General features: G+C 50.0%; 19 protein-coding genes. 5 read left to right on the forward strand and 14 right to left on the reverse strand.

What is annotated here, in order from left to right; genetic code table 11:
* Positions 1-3 precede the first annotated feature (3 nt).
* The 3 genes from ACO1NT_RS04040 to ACO1NT_RS04050 all read left to right on the forward strand — a co-directional run bounded on the left by ACO1NT_RS04040 (position 4) and on the right by ACO1NT_RS04050 (position 5,462).
* Positions 4-2,673 carry a M14 family metallopeptidase gene (locus ACO1NT_RS04040; RefSeq protein WP_449047116.1) on the forward strand — a complete coding sequence of 890 codons (2,670 nt, stop codon included), beginning with the start codon at positions 4-6 and terminating at the stop codon, positions 2,671-2,673.
* Positions 2,674-2,735: 62 nt separating this feature from the next.
* Complete coding sequence (locus tag ACO1NT_RS04045; RefSeq protein WP_449047117.1) at positions 2,736-3,194, forward strand: Sec-independent protein translocase subunit TatA/TatB; 459 nt, start codon at positions 2,736-2,738, stop codon at positions 3,192-3,194.
* Positions 3,195-3,200: 6 nt separating this feature from the next.
* Positions 3,201-5,462, forward strand: coding sequence for a Tex family protein (locus ACO1NT_RS04050; RefSeq protein ID WP_449047118.1), 2,262 nt, complete (start codon positions 3,201-3,203; stop codon positions 5,460-5,462).
* Positions 5,463-5,479: 17 nt separating this feature from the next.
* On the opposite strand, the gene cysM is transcribed toward ACO1NT_RS04050, so the two are convergent.
* From cysM to ACO1NT_RS04095, 9 genes are all read right to left on the reverse strand, one after another.
* On the reverse strand, positions 5,480-6,352 hold the full coding sequence (cysM, locus tag ACO1NT_RS04055) for a cysteine synthase CysM (protein WP_449047119.1): 873 nt from the start codon (positions 6,350-6,352) through the stop codon (positions 5,480-5,482).
* A gap of 3 nt (positions 6,353-6,355) precedes the next feature.
* Positions 6,356-7,168 (reverse strand): serine O-acetyltransferase, encoded by an 813-nt coding sequence (locus ACO1NT_RS04060; protein WP_449047120.1) that lies wholly within the window; start codon positions 7,166-7,168, stop codon positions 6,356-6,358.
* Positions 7,169-7,268: 100 nt separating this feature from the next.
* On the reverse strand, positions 7,269-8,240 hold the full coding sequence (locus ACO1NT_RS04065; RefSeq protein WP_449047121.1) for an NAD(P)H-quinone oxidoreductase: 972 nt from the start codon (positions 8,238-8,240) through the stop codon (positions 7,269-7,271).
* Positions 8,237-10,957, reverse strand: a complete 2,721-nt coding sequence (locus tag ACO1NT_RS04070) for an outer membrane beta-barrel protein (RefSeq protein ID WP_449047122.1) — start codon at positions 10,955-10,957, stop codon at positions 8,237-8,239. Before ACO1NT_RS04070 ends, ACO1NT_RS04065 begins: the two co-directional genes overlap by 4 nt.
* 172 nt (positions 10,958-11,129) lie before the next feature.
* Positions 11,130-11,654 (reverse strand): ferritin, encoded by a 525-nt coding sequence (locus ACO1NT_RS04075; protein ID WP_449047123.1) that lies wholly within the window; start codon positions 11,652-11,654, stop codon positions 11,130-11,132.
* A gap of 120 nt (positions 11,655-11,774) precedes the next feature.
* Positions 11,775-12,140, reverse strand: coding sequence for a hypothetical protein (locus tag ACO1NT_RS04080; RefSeq protein WP_449047124.1), 366 nt, complete (start codon positions 12,138-12,140; stop codon positions 11,775-11,777).
* A 76-nt stretch (positions 12,141-12,216) separates the two neighbouring features.
* Positions 12,217-14,424 carry a peptidase domain-containing ABC transporter gene (locus ACO1NT_RS04085; RefSeq protein ID WP_449047125.1) on the reverse strand — a complete coding sequence of 736 codons (2,208 nt, stop codon included), beginning with the start codon at positions 14,422-14,424 and terminating at the stop codon, positions 12,217-12,219.
* Between the two features lie 32 nt (positions 14,425-14,456).
* A complete protein-coding gene (locus ACO1NT_RS04090) occupies positions 14,457-15,641 on the reverse strand; it encodes an HlyD family secretion protein (RefSeq protein WP_449047126.1) in 1,185 nt (394 codons plus the stop codon).
* A 139-nt stretch (positions 15,642-15,780) separates the two neighbouring features.
* Complete coding sequence (locus ACO1NT_RS04095) at positions 15,781-16,026, reverse strand: hypothetical protein (protein ID WP_449047127.1); 246 nt, start codon at positions 16,024-16,026, stop codon at positions 15,781-15,783.
* Between the two features lie 295 nt (positions 16,027-16,321).
* Here ACO1NT_RS04095 and ACO1NT_RS04100 point away from each other — a divergent pair, with 295 nt between their 5' ends.
* The gene (locus ACO1NT_RS04100; protein WP_449047128.1) at positions 16,322-16,597 is read left to right on the forward strand and encodes a helix-turn-helix domain-containing protein; all 276 of its coding nucleotides are present in this window, start codon (positions 16,322-16,324) and stop codon (positions 16,595-16,597) included.
* 18 nt (positions 16,598-16,615) lie between these two features.
* Here the strand turns inward: ACO1NT_RS04100 and ACO1NT_RS04105 are convergent, their stop codons facing one another.
* Both ACO1NT_RS04105 and ACO1NT_RS04110 read right to left on the reverse strand, forming a co-directional pair.
* Positions 16,616-17,989, reverse strand: a complete 1,374-nt coding sequence (locus tag ACO1NT_RS04105; RefSeq protein WP_449047129.1) for an efflux RND transporter periplasmic adaptor subunit — start codon at positions 17,987-17,989, stop codon at positions 16,616-16,618.
* Positions 17,990-18,075: 86 nt separating this feature from the next.
* The gene (locus ACO1NT_RS04110; RefSeq protein WP_449047130.1) at positions 18,076-19,467 is read right to left on the reverse strand and encodes a TolC family protein; all 1,392 of its coding nucleotides are present in this window, start codon (positions 19,465-19,467) and stop codon (positions 18,076-18,078) included.
* A gap of 53 nt (positions 19,468-19,520) precedes the next feature.
* Between ACO1NT_RS04110 and ACO1NT_RS04115 the strand changes: the two genes are divergently transcribed.
* Positions 19,521-20,129, forward strand: a complete 609-nt coding sequence (locus ACO1NT_RS04115; protein WP_449047131.1) for a polysaccharide deacetylase family protein — start codon at positions 19,521-19,523, stop codon at positions 20,127-20,129.
* Between the two features lie 14 nt (positions 20,130-20,143).
* On the opposite strand, the gene ACO1NT_RS04120 is transcribed toward ACO1NT_RS04115, so the two are convergent.
* From ACO1NT_RS04120 to ACO1NT_RS04130, 3 genes are read right to left on the reverse strand one after another with little or no spacing between them, the layout of a single operon-like run.
* The gene (locus tag ACO1NT_RS04120; protein WP_449047132.1) at positions 20,144-20,920 is read right to left on the reverse strand and encodes a DUF4249 domain-containing protein; all 777 of its coding nucleotides are present in this window, start codon (positions 20,918-20,920) and stop codon (positions 20,144-20,146) included.
* Positions 20,921-23,251 carry a TonB-dependent receptor gene (locus tag ACO1NT_RS04125; RefSeq protein ID WP_449047133.1) on the reverse strand — a complete coding sequence of 777 codons (2,331 nt, stop codon included), beginning with the start codon at positions 23,249-23,251 and terminating at the stop codon, positions 20,921-20,923.
* A 37-nt stretch (positions 23,252-23,288) separates the two neighbouring features.
* Complete coding sequence (locus ACO1NT_RS04130; RefSeq protein ID WP_449047134.1) at positions 23,289-24,227, reverse strand: LysR substrate-binding domain-containing protein; 939 nt, start codon at positions 24,225-24,227, stop codon at positions 23,289-23,291.
* Positions 24,228-24,265 lie beyond the last annotated feature (38 nt).

Genomic DNA, 24,265 nt, shown 5'->3' on the forward strand with positions numbered 1-24,265 from the left:
TGCGTGGCAATACAAGCTGTAGCCCAGCACATTCCGTCGCCCAAAGAACATTTCGGGTTCGCTATCGGCGAAGACTACAAACTAGCCAATTACACACAGTCGGAAGCCTACTTCAAGAAAGTGGCTACGGCTTCAGACCGGGTGAAAATGGAGGTTGTGGGCAAAACATCCGAAGGCCGCGACCAGCACCTTATCATCATTTCCTCGCCCACCAACCTATCGAAACTGGACACCTATAGGGAAATCGCACAACAACTCGCCCACGCAGAGCTTGCTCCTGACTCGGCGCGGGCGCTGAGCCTACTTGGCAAACCTGTCGTGTGGATTGACGGCGGGCTGCACGCTACCGAGACCGTAGCCACCCATCAGCTGTTGGAAACATGCTACCAGTTGGCAACCCGAAACGACCGGGAAAACCTCCGTATCCTCGACGACGTGGTTATCCTTCTTTTCCATTGCAATCCCGACGGGCAAGAATTGGTATCCAACTGGTATATGCGGCAAACCGACACATCGAAACGCAACAAACGGATCCCTAAATTATATCACAAATATGCGGGGCACGATAATAACCGAGACTTTTACATGAACAACCTACTGGAAACCACCACCATGTCTCGGCTGCAATACATCGAATGGATGCCCCAGATTATCTACAACCACCACCAGTCGGGCCCTCCGGGGAGCATTGTTGCCGGCCCACCCTATCGCGACCCCTTTAACTATGTCATCGACCCGATGCTGATTACCGGCATAGATGGCGTCGCCGCCGCCATGATCAACAGGCTCAACGCGGAAGACAAACCGGGTTATACGCGGCTCAGTGGATCCGTATTTTCAACATGGTGGAATGGAGGGCTACGCACCACGCCGTACTATCACCATGCCATCGGCATCCTCACCGAAATCGTGGGCGACCCAACACCCATGGATATCCCACTGGTCCCCGAGCGGCTGATACCGAATAATGCGACCCCATACCCGGTAAGACCGCAGCCATGGCACTTTGCAGATGCCATCACCTATTCCGTATCGCTCAATTATGCCGTACTTGACTACGCCAGCAGATACGGCGATAAGCTATTGTACAACCGTTACAAAATGGGTCGTAATGCCATTGAGCGGGGTAGCACGGATTACTGGCCACTAAAACCCAGCACGGTCCATAAGATAGAAACCGATTATCTAGCGGCCCGGAAGGAAACCGATGATCCGGCAAACCGCCGCCGCAACATCCCCACCCATCACTACGAAAAGGTATTCAAAGATCCCAGCCTGCGCGATCCCCGCGGGTTTATCATCCCTTCGGACCAAGTAGACTTTCCGAGGGCCATACATTTTATCAATGCACTGATCAAATCAGGAATTCAAATCCATCAAGCCACCGCCGACTTCGATGTAGGTGGCAAATCCTATCCCAGGGGATCGTATGTCGTCAAAACCAATCAGGCTTTCCGGCCGCATGTGCTGGACATGTTTGAACCGCAGGATCACCCGAATGATTTCCAATATCCCGGTGGTCCACCGGTGAAGCCCTACGATGCCGCCGGATGGACCTTAGCCTACCAGTTCGGCATCTCTTTCGATCGCATATTGGACGCATTTGACGGGCCCTTCCGTGCCATTCCATATGGTGAACGGCAAACCCCTGTCAGCGCCCCCGTCCCCTCGACAGCGACCGGCTACTTGCTAGATGGACGCGTAAACAATTCGTTTATTGCAGTCAATAAGCTGCTCGCCGCAGGCATCGGCGTTTCGCGAACCAACCAAGTGGTATCTGGCCTGCCCGCTGGCTCGTTTTTTGTCGCGGCCGGAGACACTTCGATACTGCACGAAGCAGTTGACTCGCTGGGTGTTGTTCCAATCGACGTAAGCCATGTGCCGACCGACGCAATCCCCATCAAACCACGACGGATCGCGCTATTTGATTACTACGGCGGCTCCATGCCATCCGGTTGGGTACGATGGTTGCTCGAACAATATCACTTCGATCGGTTCACCGTGGTGTATCCGCAGGAGATCGACGACGGAAACCTCATAGCCAATTACGATATCATCCTATTCATCGGGGGCGGGATGCCACCCGCCGGAGGTGATCGCAACAGCGGAACGGCAAACGGCGAAAATATCCCCGTGTCGTACCAACATATGCTTGGCCGTATCACGATCGAAAAATCCATCCCGCAATTGCGGGAATTTGCCAAGGCAGGCGGCACATTATTCACCGTAGGTAGCAGCACATCCCTCGCTTACCACCTGGGACTACCCATAAAAAATGCATTAGTAACGGTAGACTCCACCGGCACGGAGCACCCCTTAACCGGTACACAGTTTTATGCCCCGGGCAGCGTACACCGGGTGATGGCCGATACCACCGACCCCGCCGGATGGGGCATGCCTGTGTACGTAGACGTGATGTCTAGTAACAGTCCGGTATTCAAGCTTACCAGCACCGATCAATCGGTCGTGAAAAAGTTGGCATGGTATGGCGATGGAAACCCACTGCGGAGCGGCTGGATATGGGGGGCGGAATACCTCGAAAACGGGGTGGTCGCTTTTTATGCTCCCATTGGCAAGGGCGCCTTGTATGCGTTCGGGCCGGAAATTACATTCCGTGCGCAGCCGCATGGCACCTTTAAGTGGCTTTTTAACCAATTATATGCGGAAAAATAAGGCTATCCATGGATATAAAAGAATTTACTCCTACCTTAGCGGTGGAAAATTGAGCTATTGTTATGTTGAGTACAGTAATTGCATTCTTAAATATTGGAACGAGTGAGATGATGCTCATCGTGTTCGTGGCCCTGCTGTTATTCGGGGGTAAAAAACTTCCCGAATTGGCGCGGGGACTGGGCCGTGGCATACGTGAATTCAAGGATGCTTCGGAAACCATCAAACGCGACATCAGCGACCAGATCAATAATTTCGAGAAAGACTTGGATGTGAAGGACGCCATTATCGTGGACGAACAGGAGCCCAAGAAACTGAATGAAAATAACCCGACAGCACCGGCTGGCACATACCAACATAACCCCGACCCAAGCCGTGAACCAGACTATTACGGAAGCCAGGGCCCCTATTACCACGACCACCACGCTGGAGAGAACACCGAGGTAGGCGCCGGAAACAATGATTCGTCATCCACGCCGGAGAGCACTCCGAAACAACCGGTTAGTGAAGAAAAGAACCCTTAAGGGAATATGAGCCACCACATTCGTATTGGCCAGGAACTTGCGTTGTCCCCGCGGCAGGTAAGCACAGCCATCTCACTCCTCGACGACGGAGCCACCATCCCATTTATATCCCGCTATCGCAAAGAGATGACGGGTAGCCTTGATGAAGTACAACTCACCCAAATACGTGATCGTCTACATCAGCTCCGCGAACTCGAGAAACGACGGGAAGCTATCCTCAAATCGCTTGTAGACCAAGGCAAGCTCACTGCCGAATTGGAGGAAAAGGTGCGGGCCACCGAAACGATGGCCGCACTGGAGGACACCTATCTTCCCTATCGGCCGAAACGGAAAACCCGCGCCAGCGTGGCCCGCGACCGCGGCTTGGAACCCCTTGCACAATTGGTACTACGGCAAGACGGCACGGACGTGCGGGAAGCTGCCAAAGCATACATAGATGAGGCTAAATCGGTGAATGATGTGGAAGACGCGTTGGCCGGCGCCCGCGATATCATTGCGGAGACCATTGCCGAAGATGCCGCAATCCGGGCCAAGACCCGGCAGGTTTTCCTTGAAAAAGGAACATTCGTTGCTCGGGTTGTGCCCGGCAAGGAGGAAGAAGCACTAAAATATAAGGATTACCACGAGTGGACCGAGCCGTTGAAAACCGCTCCCTCCCACCGCATACTGGCCATGCGCCGTGGTGAAAAAGAAGAACTGCTTTACCTGGATATCGAAGTACCCGAAGCCGATGTGCTGCCCTCACTGGACAATGCCTACGTAACGGGTGCCGGCGAGGCCAGCACACAAGTACGCTTGGCCATGCTCGATGGTTACAAACGGCTTCTCAAGCCAGCCATGGAAACCGAAGTACGGATGCTTACGCGCCAACGTGCCGATGAGGAGGCCATACGCGTATTCGCCGGCAATGTAAGGCAACTACTGTTGGCAGCCCCCCTTGGCCAAAAACGCATCATGGCTATCGATCCTGGGTTCCGAACGGGCTGTAAGACGGTCTGCTTGGATGAACAGGGCGCATTACTCGAAAACACCACACTGTTCCTCCATACCGGTGCAGGTGGTGCCGAACAGGCTGCCAAAACCATCAACTCCCTTATCGAAAAATACCAGTTGCAGGCCATCGCCATCGGCAATGGGACGGCCGGGCGTGAAACGGAAGCCTTTGTGCGTAAATTAAATATCACCGATGTTGCCGTGGTGATGGTGAATGAAAGCGGAGCCTCCATATATTCGGCTTCCGATACCGCCCGGGCGGAATTCCCCGACCATGACGTTACCGTACGCGGCGCCATATCCATCGGTCGCCGGCTCATGGACCCTTTGGCCGAACTTGTCAAAATAGACCCCAAATCCATCGGTGTGGGTCAATATCAGCACGACGTAGACCAATCGAAGTTACAGACCGCGTTAGATGACACCGTGGTCAGTTGTGTCAACGCCGTGGGGGTTGAACTCAATACGGCTTCCAAGGAAATCCTATCCTATATTTCCGGTTTAGGGCCTTCTTTAGCCCAGCAGATCATCGACTTCCGCCAAGCGCACGGTGCTTTCCGTAACCGCGAATCATTGAAGCAGGTGCCACGGCTCGGCGAAAAGGCCTTTGAACAGGCTGCTGGTTTCTTACGGATACGGAATACACAGAACCCATTGGATTCCAGCGCCGTACATCCCGAACGTTATTCATTGGTGGCACAAATGGCTTCCGATCTGGGTTGCGAGGTAGCCGACCTCCTCCGCGACGAACATATCCGCAAGCAAATCGAGCTAAAGAAATACGTCAGCGAACATGTGGGCATGCCTACTTTACACGACATCGTCGCCGAGTTGGCCAAGCCAGGGCGCGATCCACGGGAGCAGTTCGAACCCTTCTCATTTGCCGAAGGCGTGAACAGTATCGCCGACCTCCGAATCGGGATGCGCTTACCGGGCATCGTTACCAATATCACTAATTTCGGGGCATTTGTAGATATCGGGGTCCACCAAGACGGATTGGTTCACCTCAGCCAATTGGCCAACCGTTTTGTAAAAGATCCGAACGAATTGGTAAAAGTTCAGCAAAAAGTGATGGTAACAGTTACTGAGGTGGATGAAAAGCGTAACAGGATCAGCTTGTCCATGAAAACGGAAGAGCACCAGCCCCCTGCCGCCAAAAAACAAAACAGGCGCCCCGATAAGCACAAGCAGCAAAAACCTACCAAGGCCCGTCAGACAAAGGAAACCGACATGGCCAGCAAATTAGCTGCGTTGAAAAGTAAGTTTGGATCTTAGTTAAAAACTACATTCCGCTAACCGAATAAATCACTGGAAAGGTAACGGTCGCCACGGTCGCACGCGATAAACACGATAACGCCGGAGTCGAGTTCAGTGGCCAGACGGGCTGCGCAGGCCATCGCACCGCCACTGCTCATTCCAGCAAATATCCCCTCCTCGCGTGCCAATTGCCGCGCTGCGGCCGTCGCTTCTGTCTGAGAAACATCCATTACCCGATCGACGCGTTGGGGGTCGTAGATGCTAGGCAGGTATTCGGTCGGCCACCGGCGGATCCCCGGAATGGACGACCCTTCCATCGGCTGGCAGCCCACGATTTGCACCCCGGGATTTTGTCCTTTCAAGAACATGGAATTGCCCATAATGGTACCTGTGGTACCCATGGCACTCACAAAGTGGGTAACCTTCCCTTCCGTATCGCGCCATATCTCCGGCCCTGTGGTTTGGTAATGAGCCAAATAGTTATCCGGGTTGGCAAATTGGTTTAACACGTAGTATTCGGGCTTCCGCCCCTTCTCCTCAGCATAATCGCGGCATGCCTCAATAGTATCCAACAGCGTCACTTTCGCGCCATACGCTTCCATGGTAAGTGTTCGCTCCCGTGTAGAGTTCGAAGGCATCACCAGCTCAATAGACAACCCGAAGACACGCGCTATCATGGCGAGCGCGATGCCTGTATTACCGCTGGTCGCCTCAATAAGTTTTGTTTCCGGGGCAATATCTCCGCGGCCTATCGCACTCCGTATCATGTTGAGCGCCGCTCGATCTTTCACGCTACCCCCCGGATTGTTTCCTTCCAATTTAACAAAAATCGTCACCGCTGGATTCGGGTTCAGCTTCTCTAGTTTTACCAATGGGGTGTTCCCCACGCAATCAATCAACGTCTTCATAGCTTAATGCGCTGCTTTCGAGTCCACAATTTTCACGGTAGGTTGGTGATAAACCGTTGAGTACGGGGGTATGCTGGAGGTAAGCCAGACATTTCCTCCGATGACACTGTCGTGGCCAATTACGGTATCGCCGCCCAGAATGGTCGCACCGGCATAAATCACCACGCGGTCCTCAATGGTCGGATGGCGCCTGGTGTTCGCCAAAATTTTCTCAACGCTCATGGCCCCCAAGGTAACCCCTTGGTACACTTTTACTTGGTCACCTATCACGGCCGTTTCGCCAATCACTACGCCCGTACCGTGGTCTATGCAGAAATATTCGCCGATGGTCGCCGCGGGGTGGATGTCGATACCCGTTTGTGAATGAGCATGTTCAGTAAGAATCCGCGGTAAAAGCGGCACATCGAGCACAATCAGGGCATGGGCCAAGCGGTATAATGCAATAGCCAAAAACCCGGGATAGGTACGGATCACTTCAAAAGTGCTGGTCGCCGCCGGATCCCCTTCAAATAGTGCTGCGGCATCGGTGTACATGATCCGCTGCAATTCGGGCAAATGCCCGTAAAAACGCGCGGCAACTTTCCCATGATTACACGATTCGCATGCCTTGGTACGGTTGAGAATACTGAGCAAGTCTGCCTCAGAGCGTGCAAATTGCTCTTTAAGTTGCTCCACGTCCCGGTTGGGGTGGGTTTGGCGTTCGGGGAAGAGCAAGTCCAACAAGTGTAGTGCCCATTCGGCGATCACATCGTTCGGGGGCACATCCGCTATTTCCCGTTGTTTATTATGGAGTCGTTGAAAAAACGCTTCGTTCATGGTATCTTTTGTTATAAGCGGCAACTAAGGACGTAAATAATTTGCATGTTGGCAACCATTGCCGTTATTTATTACAATAATCTTAACAAACTCGAGAGCCTTACATGTCCAGCACCAATTTACCCATAAAATCGCCCGACTCCATCCGCTCGTGTGCGCGATGGGCTTCGGCCAGCGGAAAAACCTCATGGATAATCGGTTGTACCTGCCCCGCGGCCACCAATGGCCACACGTGGCGTTCTACCGCTTCGCGCAGCGCGGCTTTAAAGGCATTGCTCCGGCTTCGCAAGGTACTGCCTGTAAGCGTGATCCGCCGTTGCATGAGCGCCAGCACATCCAAACGCACTTGCCGGCCGCCAACGGCATTGATAAACACCATCCGGCCATCATCTGCCAACAACGCCATATTTCTTTCAAAATAAGGGCCACCTATGCTATCAAGGACAACATCGATGGACCCCACCGCGAACGCGTCGCGGAAGTCCTGCTCGTTGTAATTGACACATCGAATTGCACCCTGAAGTTCACAGAACGCACATTTCTGGGGCGACCCTGCTGTGGTATATACCTTGGCTCCCATGGCGCTTGCAAGCTGGATAGCAGTAGTACCGATCCCACCGCTCCCCCCATGGACCAACACCGTCTCACCACTTTGTAAGTTTGCTAGTTGGAACAGGTTATGCCAGACGGTAAACACCGTTTCGGGCAGGCAAGCGGCATGACGAGCATCCATACCCTGCGGTATAGGCAAGCAATGCAACGCGTCTGCCGTCGCATACTCAGCATAGCCACCACCGGGCAAAAGCGCACATACCTGGTCGCCGGGCACCCAGCGATCCACAACGCTGCCGCAGGCCACCACCGTTCCGGCTATTTCCAGCCCAGGGATATCGGGCACTGCATCCGGCGGCGCAGGGTATTTTCCCATGCGCTGTAAAACATCCGGTCGGTTAATGCCCGCTGCGCGTACTTCAATCAGTACTTGTCCGCGATCGGGTGTTGGTATCGGTCGTTGCTGGACCCGGAGGTTACCGGCCGGACCATAAGTAGAAATGACGGATGCGCGCATCATGACTTTTTCGATGGGTATTTTCGCAGGCGGATATTCAACGAGACCATAAAATACCTCGCCAACCGGTTATTGCGCATAAAAAGTGCATCCGAACCCATAATTTCATGGGTTACACCTGTATTCTGATTAAACAAGTCAAAGCCCTGGAACCGAAGTAGTGCCATATTGTTCGGTAGGAACATACATTCGAGATAGGCATTGAGCAACGTGGGGTTTACGTTCACGAAGCTACCGTAGCCACTGTTGAGCCGGTGCGATAAATCAAACCCGAAGGCCCAGTTGTCTGAAAGATAGCCTTTGGCCGCCAGCCCGACCAGAAACGAGTTGGCATTGATGCCATCGCTATTGCGCAGTGAATAACGGGTGTGGTTAAACGTATAGCCGGTATTCAATTCGGTTTCAATAATATCTTCGAGCATGAAACGCATTCGAACCGCCTGTGAGTATATGAAGTTCCGACCGTAATTTTTTTCCTCATTGATATACGATATGTTGTTAACATAGTCGGTGGTGCCCGTTAGGTCCAATTGGAAATCTTCATTGATAACCGGTGTGCTGAACATATAATATCCCCGTGCGTCAAAATAGCCGCCGGAGTTACGGAAACTCGTTTCCTGCACGGTTCCGTTCGGATTTGACCTGCTGGTTACGATTTTGTTTTGTATCTTATTGAACGCGAGTTGAGCCTCGAAAAATTGATTCCTGCCCGGTTTTGTTTGGCGGAACCGGGTGGTTATCCGGTTGATGAACTCTGCTTTCAGGTCGGCATTACCAATAATGATATTCTGCGAATTGGTGAGGTTGCGTATAGGCTGTATCTGCGAAAAGTTAGGCTGGTTGTTAGTGCCCAGATACTCGACAGATAGTTCACTTTCATCGCTGATAAGGAAGCGAAGGCCGGCACTCGGGATGATATTTACATTTCGATGCTGGATCAGGGTATCCGCATTGAGCATGTGGCCTTGCAACAGCAACGGTTGCACCGCAAACCCCAGTGTATATCTAAACCGCTTATTCTGTTCCATCTGGTAGTTCAGGCCTACCCGGTTACTTTCAAAAAAATAAGAATAGTCCACCCCCAGCGAATCGACAAACATGGCCTCGTTGGTATCCCATACACTTCTACGGCTATCGATTGCCGTATAATTGTATTCGTAGTTGATTTCCAATATACTCGATTTGTCGATGGGCTCCACAAAAGACGCCTTAATACGGCCTATCCGGCTCTGGTTGTCGCTACTTATCTGTTGGGCAAGATAATATGCATCGTCTTGGACAGGTTGGCCCGAATGGATATTCATACTCTCAAAATAATCATTTACGTCTTCCAACTTGTCCTGCTTGGCATATTTTCCCTGCATGTTGAGTACGAATTTCCTGCCGGGCTTATTAAACATCCGGGAATACAGCACATCCATGTCGAAATTGGGGATCGATAACTCATCCGTGGCGCGGTATACCCGTTCACTGACGATGTTACGGTTTTTGATCGTATCATTGCTATGGTTGACGGTATTAACGGTGCTATACGATAGATTCGGACTTATTTTCAAGGAATTACGGCTATCCAGTTGAGCCTCGATATCCCACGCCATCAAGTGGTTGATGTTGTCCGTAATGAGCTCCCGCTCTTCCTGGTTGATGATTTCGTAAAAATCGAAGTGGCTCTTCAACACGGAATGGCCAATGGTATGATTCTTCCGGTTGGTGTAGGTGTACCTTCCATAAACACTTACCTTGTCGGATAAATCATCTGAGTAACTAACACTGGCCGAATTGGTGGTATTCACGCCATCCACGGGGTCAGTCATCCCCGTTAGGTCTACGTTGCCCCTTTCTCGTGTACCGGCACCATTAGGTGCCCCGTAACTAAACAGGCTGGTATTCGTGTTGTTAAACGAACCCAAAATGGAAAACTCTTGCCCATCATTGAAATTATTAAGCCCCATACTCCCAATATAGCGGCTTTCTGTACCGCCACCGCCGGTCACCTGACCAAATAGGATCCGTTTGCTATCTTCTTTCAACACAATGTTGATTATTTTCTCCGGTTCGGTGTCTTTTACACCAGTGGTGTTGGCCATATCGCCATAGTCATCGATTACCTGCACGGACTGGATGAAACCCGCGGGAAGATTACGGGTGGCCGTCTGCACATCGCCACCGAAGAAATTCTTGCTGTCTACCTGAACGCGGCTGATTAGTTTTCCGTGTGCGATGACTTTACCATCACGCCGCACCTGCACATTGGGAAGCAGCTTTAACGCTTCTTCCAACAAAGCGTTTTCCCTGATGTTATAGGCTTCCAAGTTATACTGTACAGTATCTTCCTTGAGAACAATGGGTTGCACCCTATTGACAACGATCTCCGCCAGCAATGTTCGCTGGGGTGGCAGCACGGTAGGCAGCAATTGCATGGACGTACCCGGGAAATTATTGGCATAGCTCCGGTCCAATATTTTGTAGCCGATCATACTAAAACTCAACCTGAATTCGGGGCCGATGATATCGGCAAACCTAAACTGGCCGCGATCATCGGTTACCGAGAGCATCGTGTCCAATATGGTCGTTAGCCGCACGTTGACGCCAACCAACGGTGTACCCGCTGTATCGATAACAAGACCGCTTATTTCCTTTCGTTGATGCTGTGCGAAAGCCTGCAACGATACAAAAAGGAATGCGAAAACGAGGAGCTTATGTAGCGCTATCGATGGCAACTTTTCGTGACAATATATGAACCAAAGGTGAATTATGTGAGGCAAACAACTATCCCCGTCCCACCTTTTATAAAGAACGAAAGATAGTACATAATCCGTATGTGTGCAAAAAAAATCGGGCTGCCTCGTTAAAAAAGACAACCCGATTATCCCTTATGTCAACCGCTGGCCGCTAACCGTTGTACTGCACCTTCGGTATATGCTTATCGATTTCCCAACGGCCTACCCCCTCTTCACCGATGACGTCAAACATATCCAATATGCGGCGTGCCACGTACTCTTCCTCAATCTGTTCTTCAAGGAACCATTGTATGAACTGGAAGGTTACAAAGTCCTTCAATTTAATGCATTTGTCGGCAATATTGTTAAATTGTTGGGTCACATACATCTCTTGTTCGAGCATTTCTTCAAATACCGACCGGAAGGATTCGAAATCTGCCGGAATGTTCGTGATCTCAGGCGAAATCGCCTTTCCTCCACGGTCGTTCACATAATTGAAAAGTTTCATCATGTGCTTCCGTTCCTCTTCCGATTGCTCTGAAAAAAAAGTTGCACTGAAGTCGTATCCTTGGTCGTCGCACCAAGCCGACATGGCCAAGTATACCGAAGAAGAATGTGCTTCTACCTTAATCTGTGCATTTAATATGGCTTCGATTTCTTCGTTCAACGAAGTCTTCAATCTTAATAAATCTTTCATAATATTCCCTATTTCCTGATTTCAACAAACAAACGATAGCTTATCCAAGCTTGTGATACAAAAATACACAAACTAAGCGGTAAACGCCACAAAATAAAAGCAATACGAATTCAGTCTAAATTATACGCGGGCGCCGCTCGGCGTCCCTTGAAGGCATGCGTTGACCACGCTGTTAAGTTCAATCATAAACTTAGCCCCATCCAGCAATTCACGGAGGTTGAGTACGTCATTTACATCCAGTACAAAACAACGGGGGGTACGGAACGGCATCACGATGGTAAAGTCAGCGGTTCGCGATGAATCGATGATCATCGCCGATAAATCGATGGCGTCGATCCGCTTTTTGAAATTGAAGAAGTCACTCACCCTAAATGCTGTGGTATCGCCGGCAAATTCCAACCAATAGCAATTCTGCCTACTACACTGATATACAGCACCATGCTGGGTCTTGTATACTTCTTCGAAATGGGCTAACGGGCAAACCATTGTTTATTCCAAGTCATTAATCGGGGGCGAATATACATATTATTTATAATCAGTCCAACTAAATTCATCTTGGCGATCAATTTCGTGGCAGCGGTTTGCCCAACAGGGCAAATTCAGGTGGGAATTGCTGCTGCCACATATTGTAGTAATGCCCTTTTATATTCATCAGGCTTGCATGGTTGCCCTCTTCGACCAGGGCACCTTTATGAAGCACCGCGATTTTATCGGCATTCATTACCGTACTGAGGCGGTGCGCAATGATGATTACGGTTTTTCCTTGATTGTTGAAATCGGCGATGGTTCGTTGCACATAGCTTTCCGACACGGAGTCGAGCGACGAAGTCGCTTCATCAAGGATAAGCACCTCAGGTTTTCGGTATAGCGCCCGTGCAATGGCAATACGCTGCCGTTGCCCGCCAGAGAGCTGCGTGCCGTTCTCGCCGATGTAGGTATTGAATCCGGCAGGAAGTTGCTCGATGAACGACAACAGATCCAACTCCTTACATAATTTCATGATTTCGTTCATATCGGGCGATAAATCGCCAATGGCGATATTCTGGACGATATTGCCGGCGAAAAGATGAACTTCCTGCGGCACAGCACCCACCAGACGCCGGAGGCTGTCATGTGTGAGGTAACGTACATCGAAGTCGCCAACCATGATCTTGCCCCCTTGGATGGGGTACATGTTGTGCAGCAGCGAGAGTAACGTGGTTTTTCCCGAACCGCTCTCACCTACGATTGCAGTCACCTTACCTTTCGGAATCTGCAGGTTGAGCTTTTCAAAGACCGTGGTACGGGTACCATACTGGAATTTCACATCCACAAACACCATATCGCCGATCATCTCGGGGGTCAGGTCGCTCTGATTCTCGGTTTCCTCGCGCTCAAGGTCCATCACCTCAAAAAGACGATCCGCCGCGATTACAGCATCCTGGATGGTTTTATTCATTCCGATCAAGCTACCCACGGGACCGATAAAATATCCCAAAATAGCATAGAAAGAAAGCAATTCGCCAGGTGTAATGGCTTTATCAAGCACAAACAAGGTCCCCAGCCACAGCAAAACCACGGTAAATAAACCAGCCACTAGCCCGTTAGCATTCCCTATCCAAAGGGTATTCGTGGCCGATGTATAAACACTCTTGAGCAGTTGGATAAAACGGGTTTCGGTTTTCAAATTGGCAAACTCCTCCAACCCGAAACGCTTGATGGTACGGGCAGCATTGACCGATTCGACCAATTGAGCCTCCAAATCGGCCGAATCTTCCATAAGTTTGCGTTGCGTCTTCCGGTGCAGCCGGTTTGCGAAATAATAGATAATGGAAAACAAAGGTACCACTACCAACAATACGAGCGCCAATTTCCAGTAATAGGTAAACATCAGTGCGAATGAAAACAGCACGATGAAAACATTAACTGCCAAGCCGACCAATACATCATTCACGAATGCTCGGATTTTCACGGCATCATTCATCCTCGAAATGATCTCCCCTACGCGCATGTTATCAAAAAAGGCCTGTGGCAACCGCAGCAAATGCTTGTAATACCCTAAAATAAGCCGGGCATCGATCTGCTGCCCGGTATTGATGGTCAGGATTGTGCGGGCGTGGTTAATGATCAGTTTTACGACCAAAATAGACACCATGGCAATCCCCATCAGGTTAAGGAGGTTACGGTTTCCATCGGGAATAACATGGTCTACGATCTTTTGTAAGAAAATGGAGGTAGACAGCCCAAGCACGGTAAATAGCAAAGCTCCAGTGAGCACTTGCCAAAGGATAGCTTTATGGGGCTTCAATAGATACATAAAACGGCTCGCAACGCTCACTTTTTCATTTCCGGGACGGAACCCATCATCCGGGCTGAGAAGGATCAACACGCCGGTCCAGCTTTCCTTAAACGTTGAAAGCGGCATCTTGTCTATTGTTCCCGTGGCGGGATCCATTACTTGCACGTGCGTTTTCGACACGCTGTAAACGACCACATAATGCTGTAATCGTTGTCGCACTACCACATGGGCAATTGCCGGCAACGGAATATCGGGCAGTGCCTCGATATTGCCACGCACACCCTTGGCCGAAAGGTTGAGCTTCTGGGCTGCTTGGATGATGCCCCATGCAGTAGTGCCTTTCTGATCTGTTGAAGCATATTGCCGGATGCGGGCTATGGGCACATCGCGCCGGTACCACGCTAATACAGACGCCAGGCATGCCGCCGCACAATCCGCAATATCATGCTGCTTGATCTTCACGCGCCCTATCCTTTTTATTTTTTTTGCCATGCCTTCCGTTTCCAGTAGATGCCAGACACCTTTTAAAGTGCGGCCTGTTTAGATGTTATCATATTAGGGTTCAACCAATCATCTGCCTTATCATATATCAATTGGAAGAGGGTACGTTGTGTTACAAAAAAACGCGCTTGCAAGGTCATCCCCTTATGTAACTTCCCCTCATATCCATTTTTGAGCACTAGCTTGTCTTCATTGAGCATGCAGCGCACTTTAAAATAGGGTTGCCCGCGATCGGTGAAGATATCAGCCGAAATCGATGCAATCTCGCCGGTGGCCATTCCCCATTGGTTATAATCATAAGCCTCTACCTGCAGTTTCACCGGAGTACCCGCACGCAGGTAACCGATATCCTTCGGCAGGATATAAGCCTCGGCGATTAGCCCCGAATCGGGCGACACCTCGGCCAGCACTTCGTTTGCACTGATCATGCTTCCTTTCCGCAACCCTTTTACGGACTGGAGGGTACCTGATGCCGGTGCTTGCAGTACATAAAGTTCCTGCTCTTTGTTCACTTGGTTGATCCGCGCTCCCAATTCGCCCGTTTTCAATCGGAGCCCATTCAGGTCCTGCTGCCATAGCGACGCCTGCTCGTCATAAGCTAGTTCCAACTCGGTTTTTGCCTGCTGGTACGTATAGTTTGCTTCGTCATACTCAGCAGCGGAGATTACCCGATTATCATATAGTTGGCTATAACGTTCAAAATTCTTCTCGGCCAGATCAAGTTGGTTCTGCAGCTTGGATACCCGCTGCCAGAATAGCGTAAATTGTTGGCTATACATCGCTGATGACAATGTGGGTCGGCGCGTCACGTTCCGTTGCTGGAGTAGGCGGGTAAGCTTGTGCAGGTCGTTCAACTGGCTACCCAAATCGGACCGCTGCGATAGCAATAGATCCTTCTCCTGGTCAAGGATATCCGTCCGTATCCGCGCCAGTACCTGGCCGGCCTCCACCCGTTGGTTTTCGGCTACGAGCACCTCTTCAATACGACCCGAAACAATCGCTTTGATGGCATGGTCTTCTTGCACGGCACGCAATACCCCCGCCCCTTTAACACTGACATCAATCTTTACCACAAATAGGGCAGCGATAGCCGCTATCACCAACAGCAACAATACCTGGTAAATGACCAGAGTACGCGGATTGTGTTTATTGAAATGGTATTCTGCCGTGAATTCGACAATCTCAGCCGGAAACAGCTTTTTCGCCATGTTATTCTTCCGTGTATATATTTGAATGCCTATCCCAGGCTTATTGATAAAAAAAGAGGGATGTGCGTATCCCTCCTTTTAGTAAATCCCGCAATGATTAGGACCGTTGTCCATCACCGTTAGCAGGTGAGCAATCGGCTTACAAGCTGATACCGCCTAATAAACCACCCAAGAGACCACCAAGAAGGTCGCCGCCGCCTAATCCGCCTGCCAACCCGTTCAGGTTAACGCTCGCATTCGCGTCGATCTTGTCATCGGTTCCGACCACGGTGAGTGACAGCAGGTCGCCTACTGCCAAACCACCAACCAGCGGACCGTTAAACAACCCCAACAACCCACCATTGGTGGCTTTCAATTCCTGCTCGTTCAATTCTTGAAGCTTCATAGATAATGTAAGTTTTAATTAGTGCCTACTCGATTGAAAGGTTTTCAGCGTCCCCTTTTTGACAACCATTCACTGCATTGCCATCACAAAGAACGCCATTTTATGATGGAAATCACACGGGGACACCTGTAAATCAAACAACTATAAGGAATAAAATACAATTAAAAGGAATACGGAGAGCCCGATGGGCTACCTTTTTATGAATGAAATAAACGGAATAAACTTCCCGGATATTGTTCAAGCTTAATTACTTTGCATTACTGCTTATGAACCCTATATATAGGATGACCACGATATGATGAAACCTATCGCCAAGGCAAAAAGTGTTGCCAGTAACATCCGGCGTGTCCGGGAGTACCGCAATTATACCCAAGACTATGTAGCCCGCAAAATCGGGATATCCCAAAATGCGTACAGCAAACTCGAGCTCGGGTTTCACAAACTATCTCTTGAACGTTTATTCCAAATCGCTGAAGTGTTGGATGTCGACTGCACCGCGTTGCTTGAAAATGAAAACGATGGAATCGTCCAATTACGTATCGATTCCATCGCCAAGCGTGCTATGCACTGAGGTTATACGAAATATCTATCAGAACAGGCTGTTTTTATCTACTTTTTCCACTTTACTGCCATCTTTCAACGTTTTGGTAATGGCATTGAATGGCCGGGAGACCACTTCGTCGCCTTCATTGAGGCCCGATAGAACACGAATATACATGTCATCCTGGATACCTGTGGTCACCGTAACTTGTTTCACGGTATTACTTTCGGCATCATAAACAAAGACATACTCATTCGTCTTTTTATCACCAACACCCATAGCCGGCTTATCCGGTGCCGTCGCCGTGTCAGTTTTTGCTGTGGTGTCGGCATCACTGCCGCCAGATGATGCTTCACGCGTCGTTACGGCTTGGATGGGAACGGCCAAACCGGTGTCCTTTTGGGTGTGTATATCGACCGTCGCGGACAATCCCGGGCGGAACGGCGATGGGTTTTCGAGATTTTCCTTCAGTAGGTCGTCATAAGACTCAGGCAATATCCGCACCTTCACGTTGAAATTCGTTACTTGGTCGGTGCCCGCTGCGCTGCTGGCCGTAGCGGCCGTAGTAGACGAACTGGCAATCTCAGTGACAATCCCTTTGAATTTTCGACCTTGGAATGCATCTACCTCAATGCTCGCTTCATTATTGAGTGCGACGCGATTGATGTCGTTTTCATTAACCTCCACCACCACTTCCATGGCATCCATGTTGGCTATGCGCATGATTTCAGTACCGGCCATCTGTGCCGTGCCTACCACACGCTCGCCAAGCTCCACTTGCAAGAGCGATATCACGCCATCTACGGGCGCATAGATCGTTGTACGGGCCAAGTTATCACCGGCCTCCTTTACGGTTGCTTCAGACTGGTCGATACCGTATTTGGTAACCAGCACATTCTGCCGCTGGGCTTCCAGCGTCGCCCGGGCACTCTCATAATCGGCCCGTACCTGGTCAAACTCGGCAGCAGAAATTACTTTCCTATCGAACAACTCCTTATTCCGGTTATAATTTGCCTCTAGGTTAGTGAAATTGACTTCTTGCTGTTTCAGCTGCTGCTCGGCCATGGCCAAGCTCGCACGCTGGGCATTCAGTGATGCTACTGCCCGGTCATATCCTGATTGGAGTATATCCGGCCGCACGCGGCATAAAATCTGCCCTTTGGTCACCACGTCGCCTTCCTTTACAGTAAGCTCTACGATTTCACCAGATACCTCGGAACTCAGTTTCACTTCCACCTCCGGCTGTATTTTACCACTGGCAGAAACCTGTTCATTCACGGTTTTCTTTTCTGCCTTGTCTGTGGCAACCTTGATTACGTCACCTTGGCCGATCCATCCCATCTTATTCGCGATGATAACGAACACCAACAGGACTGCCGCTCCAATTAACACATACTTAAGCGTATTTTTCTTCTTTGCCATCGTTTATTTATGAGTTGGTTGTTATTATGTTTAGTTTTCGTCTAGTTATTTTTCTTTTAACAATTGCCCGCCCATCCATACTATTTTTACATCCCGGTTTCGAAATTTATCTCATTGCCCAAGTAGAAATCGATCACTTTGCTCCGGAACAAGATATCATACCGTGCCTGGATGTGATCAAATTCGGCCTTGTTCATGGTGGTCTGTGCCGTGAATAATTCCACCGAGTTGGCCAAGCCCACCTCATACCGCTGGCTGATGACCTCAAACGCATCCTTTGCGGAAGCAAAAGCAGTTTCTGTGGAATGGTACCGTGTTTTCGCCGCACGCAGATCGAGTACGGCCTGCGCAATGATCTTATTCAGGTTATTCTTCGCCAGTTGTTCGTTCGTCAATGCATATTGGTAATTTATCTTCGCCTTGTTTACACTTGTACGCGTTTGGAACCGATTGAAAATGGGTATCCGCAAACTCAAACCGATGTAAGGGCTCTCGTTCTCTTTCAACTGGTCGCCGAAATTAACACGTTCATAAATCGGCTCGTTGTTTGCATCCATCCCCACCAGCCTCGATGCCACGGAAGAGACGCTGGTATTGTAGCCTGCACCAAATCCCAATGTAGGGTAATATGCACCTTTTGCAATCGCAACGTTTGTCTTTGCCACCTCCGTTGAAAACTCCGCGGCCTGGATGTCCGGCTGGGACGCCAAGGCCGTGGCGAATACCTCTCCCGCATCATAGACCACGGCCGTCTGCTCTACCAACTCAATGTCTGGTTTTTCCAGCATGATGTCTTCGGCCGGATCCATTTCCATCAGTTGTTTCAGATTCAGCATTGAAAGCTCATACGCGTTTCTCGCAGACGTTACATTCAATTCGTCGGTTGCCACCTGGCTCTTCGCCTGCGAAAGGTCGGCCAGCGTATTGTTCCCTACTTCGTAATTGGCGTTGGCCACTTCCAGCTGCCGTTGTGATAACTTCAGCTGTTGCTCGGCCGCCGTGAGCAGGTCTTGGTTCGTCAGCGCCTCCAAATACGTGGTGGCTACCGATAGTACGAGGTCGTTCTTGGCCTTTTCTACATTGCTTTGGTCGGCCGCAAGTTGGCTTTTGTTGGCCCGTATCTGATTGATACGTTGAAAGCCTTGGAAAATCGGAATATCTGTTGAAACACCGCCGCTAGCCGTGTTTACCGAAGGCACCAATTGGGCGGTATATTGATCGAAATAGCGCCCAAACCGCATACTTCCGTTTACATCAGCATTCAACGTGGGGTAAAATTGGCTCTTAGCCTGTTTCAGGTCCTCTTCAGATAAAGCAGCTTGGAACCGGGCTTGCTTTACTTGCAAGTTGTTGTCGAGCGCATGGTATATCGCTACTTTGATGGGTACCAGCTTCTGCGCTACACTCCGCAAAGGCGCCAGCAGCACCAAGCAGCAACCGGCAACAGAATAAACGAGGTATAGGAAACTTCTCTTCATGCGGTTCACTTTTTCAATATGTGATCTTTATTTGTTTCTTTTGTATGCGCTCTATGTATACAGTCCGTCCGCCCGTTTTCCTCAAGTGGTTTTATCCCACACTTACCTGGCATCGAAGTCGGGCGGAGAAATGCATTTTTCTCACCTTTGACGATGGCCCGATACCGGATGTTACACCATTCGTTATAAATACCTTAAAAAACTACGACATCAAGGCTACATTCTTCTGTGTTGGCGAAAATATAAAAAAACATCCTGAATTGTTCGATCGCTTGGTGGAAAATGGCCATCGCATAGGCAATCATACCTACAACCACCTCAATGGATGGCAAACGCCAGACGATATTTACCTGCAAAATGCAGATCGGTGCCAGCAATTCACGCACACCAATTTATTCCGGCCACCGTATGGACGTGGCCGCCGCTCGCAGTATAAACGACTGCATGAAACATATGATATCATCATGTGGGACGTACTAAGCGGCGACTTCGACACTAGCCTCAGCCCTGATAAATGCTTACGAAATGTCATCAAATACACACGTAATGGCTCCATCGTTGTTTTTCACGACAACATCAAGGCTGCGCCACGCATCACTTATGCCCTACCCCGCGCCATTGAGCATTGGCTAGGCCATGGTTATGCATTCGGTGTGTTATAGCTACCGAACGTCCCTTACTGAACTACTGCAGACATTTCTACCTCCGCATATGCGCTGAAATAGCCTAGCGCACCTGCGCCATAGGGTGAAGGTGGGTTTGCCGGCGCGGCCGTGCCCGGATTGGTCGATTGGACGGCATTCCAGAATTCATATGCAGCCACATCGATGCTTTGCATCCATACCGTCACCGAGTCGCCAGCAACAAGCTCGGTATCGAAATCCATCAAATCTTCACTTACATATTTGCCGTCATTAAACTTATCGTTTGATACGCGCAGCATTACCAAAGGACCGCCATTGACACGCCAAAGGTATCGATAATGATTCGGTACATCGATCGGGTCGGCATACCGGAGGCTGATGAATTTCTGCTCCTCGCCGAACAATGTCCTAATGCCGGTACCGATCGAGTCGGGTGCGACCAACCGCGGCATCGTCGATGTCGCGGTAAAAGCCTGCCCATCCACACGTACCGATAGGTCGTAGCGCTCACCTTCGTGGCCCCTGAAATTATCCACATATACGCCTGGCGACGTTTCCCGATACTGAAACACGCGCCCTGCCCCATCGACTACCATCACCTCCGCTCCCGACACCGGGTCGTACGACTGGGCCACATCAAAGGATACCGTGCGGCTGATGGTAACCTGCTGTTCGTGCGATCGGTTGCTTACCGTACCCACAATGACCAACTGCGGATCGGCGTCGTTCAAGTTAATATTTATAATATCTTCACATGAAAGTGAAAAAAAACTGATTATCAGAATTATAAAATACAATCTGTTCATCATCTAAAATTTAAAATTCCATGTAATCGATGGTATGATACCGAATAGCGCGATGCGGTACGCTTCCGTCACGTTTGCATTGGTTTCACTCTCCCTGAAATCGATGATATAGGCGTTCTTACGGTTATACACATTATATACGCCGAATGTCCAACTTGACCGGAAACGCTTGGTTGCTTTCGACTCCCAAGTGGCACCGAAGTCAAGCCGGTGGTAGTCGGGCATACGGTAACCGTTCCGCTCGGTGTAATACCAGAGGGTCTGTCCATCCACGGTATATTTCCCACTCGGGAAGGTCACCGCATTGCCTGTGCTATAGACAAACGTTGCGGAAAGGTTCCATCTGGGCGATAGCTGGTACATGGCCACTGCAGACATATCGTGGGTGCGGTCTTGCCGTGCATCAAACCACATCCCGTCATTGATGTCATCAAACTGCCGTTCACTCTTTGCCAGGGTATAACTCAACCATCCATTCAATCTGCCTTTCTGTTTTTTCAGGTATAGCTCCACGCCATAGGCACGCCCAATGCCATACAGAAGTTCGCCTTCTATGTGCTCATTGGCCTGCAAGTCGGCGGCATTGCGGTAATCGATCTGGTTTTGCATGTATTTATAATAGGATTCGACCGAAAACGCATATCGATCACCGCCGAAGTTCTGGTAATAACCCAAAGCTGCCTGGTCTGCCACTTGCGGCTTGATGTTATTGCTGCTCATCACCCATGTATCGGTAGGAAGGCTCGCCGTAGCATTGGTCAACTGGTGCAGGTGCTGTACATTGCGGTTATAAGACAGTTTAAGGCTGTTGTCTGCGGCGAGCTCAAAGCTCGCCGACAAACGGGGCTCCAGGTTGAGGTAATGTTGCACCACATCACCGCTTCCATAGCTATCGCTGCCCGTCACATCGCCGTCCCCATCATATGTATAAAACGTGCCCGGTCCGAAGAGCATGAAATTCGTCAGCCGGAGTCCGTAGATCACATTCAGCCGCTGCATAGGCGTCCACTCGTGCGAAAGGTAGCCCGCCAGCTCCAGCCCCTTGCGGTTTTCCAACTGCAAGCTATTTACAGCTGTTTCTTCGTCAGCATCGATATTGGCGGGCGAGATTCCTTGGTGGAGCACATTGAAGCCGAAGCGCCAAGTGCTTTTATTCGTCGCAAAAAATTGAAAATCTTGTTTAAGATTGTAGTTCTGTATGCGTGATGCAATGACGAAATTAAAATCGTCGCTTTCGATATTGACATTGTAGTTGAAGTTGCTGTAAACAGCGGTAGTATTCGAAAACCAGCGGTTGTCCCAAATGCGGTTCCACCGCAATGTGCCCGTTGAATTGCCCCAGTCGAAACCGAAGAGGCCGGCGTAGCCCATCACGTCCCTCCCGAAATACCCCGAAAGGTAGAGCGTATTCCAATCATCGAGCCGATAGTTCGCTTTCGCATTAAGGTCATAGAAATATAATTGGCTGTTTTTCACAGATTCATCATTAGACAATTTAAGGAATACATCCGCATAAGTTCTCCTCCCGCTTACAACGAAAGAGCCGCGATCTTTCACAATGGGTCCCTCCACTTTCAGCCGCGAAGCAATAAGGCCCACACCGCCTTCAACACCGAAAGCCCTCTTGTTGCCATCCTGCATCGTGATATCGAGCACAGACGACAGGCGGCCTCCGTATTGGGCAGGCATCCCCCCTTTGTACAATTTCACATCTTTAATTGCATCCGAATTGAAGGTAGAGAAAAAACCGAAGAGGTGCGAAGCGTTATATACCATGGCTTCATCCAGTAAGATCAGGTTCTGGTCGCCGGCACCGCCCCGCACAAAGAAATTGCTACTCCCCTCCCCGCCCGACAATACCCCCGGCAGCAGCTGGATAGTTTTCAGCACATCCTTTTCTCCCATCAGTACGGGTACATGCTTGATTTCGTTCACATTTACCCGGGTGAGGCCCATTTGGGGACTCCGCACCTGGTCATCCGCGGCCGACTGGTTAACGATGACCTCTTGCAGCAGCTCGCCGCTACGCAATTCGATGTCTATTACCGTGTCTGCCGTCAATTCGATAGCCAGTTCTTGCGGTGAGTAGCCAACGTGCGAAACCACCAGCGTATGGTTGCCATCGCCTAAGGTAAGCGAATAAAATCCATAACTATTGGCACGGACACCTACGGCGACATCGGTGCTTAGTCGGATACTGGCGCCAATAAGGGTTTCGCCCGATTGTGCATCGCGGATATGGCCGCTTATGGTGTGCTTGGTCTGCGAAAAAACAGATACGGCCAGTCCAAGGAGCACCATAAAAAACACGAAAAGGAATCTGCATAGCAGCATAAGGGAGACGGAATTATATTAAATATCCAACGGTGCGTCAATCAATTTCCATGACGTACTTCTTCTTCTTTGATTTGAATTTTTCCGGAACGGAAGCGATTATTTCCTTTTCGAGCGCATCGATAGCCACCTCTTTCAGAAAATTACGGGTGGTTACCAAACTAATTTCCCTAACGGGTTCTGGCGCTTTGAAGTAGCGTACACGGGCTAGGTGGTCTTCGTCGAAATCCGCAACACTCAGTTCGGGCAAAATGGTAACGCCTGAATTGCTGTCTACCATCCTTTTGAGGGTTTCTACACTTCCGGTATTGTATTCGAAAGTACCATGCGGGTCCATACTCCGCTTCCGCTGGCAGATGTTGAGCACCTGCCCCCGCATACAATGCCCTTCCGTGAGTAACCATAGCTTGTCGCTCAATATATCTTCGGCGGTTACTTCCCGTTTGGCCACCAATGCACTTTTTGCCGAAATATAGGTTACAAAAGGCTCATAAAAGAGCGGGCGCTCCAACACAGACGGGTCATATACCGGCGTGGAGAGCACCCCGCAATCCAACAGCCCCAGTTTCAGCTGTTCCACGATCTTATCGGTAGTGTATTCCCATATCTGCAATTGCAACTTCGGGAACTTCTGCATGAAACTACCTAATACGCGTGGCAACAGGTAGGGTGCGATGGTTGGAATAACGCCGATGCGTAATTCTCCTTCCAGTTCACCTTTTTTCAATTGTACCAACTCATTGATTTTACGGCTCTCGTTGAGTACAATCCGGGCCTGTTTTACAATCTCTATACCCATTTCTGTGGGCACGATAGGTTGTCTGCTCCTGTTGAAAATACGGGCACCGATAGACTCCTCCAGTTTCTGTATTTGCATACTCAGGGTCGGCTGGGTTACGCAACATTTCTCTGCGGCGGCCACGAAACTTCGGTAGGTATCCACCGCCACAATATATTCCAGTTGTACTAGCGTCATGTTCTTACTAAGTTGAGACAAAGGTAAGAAAACGATGG

The sequence above is a fragment of the Parapedobacter sp. genome (assembly GCF_053550995.1).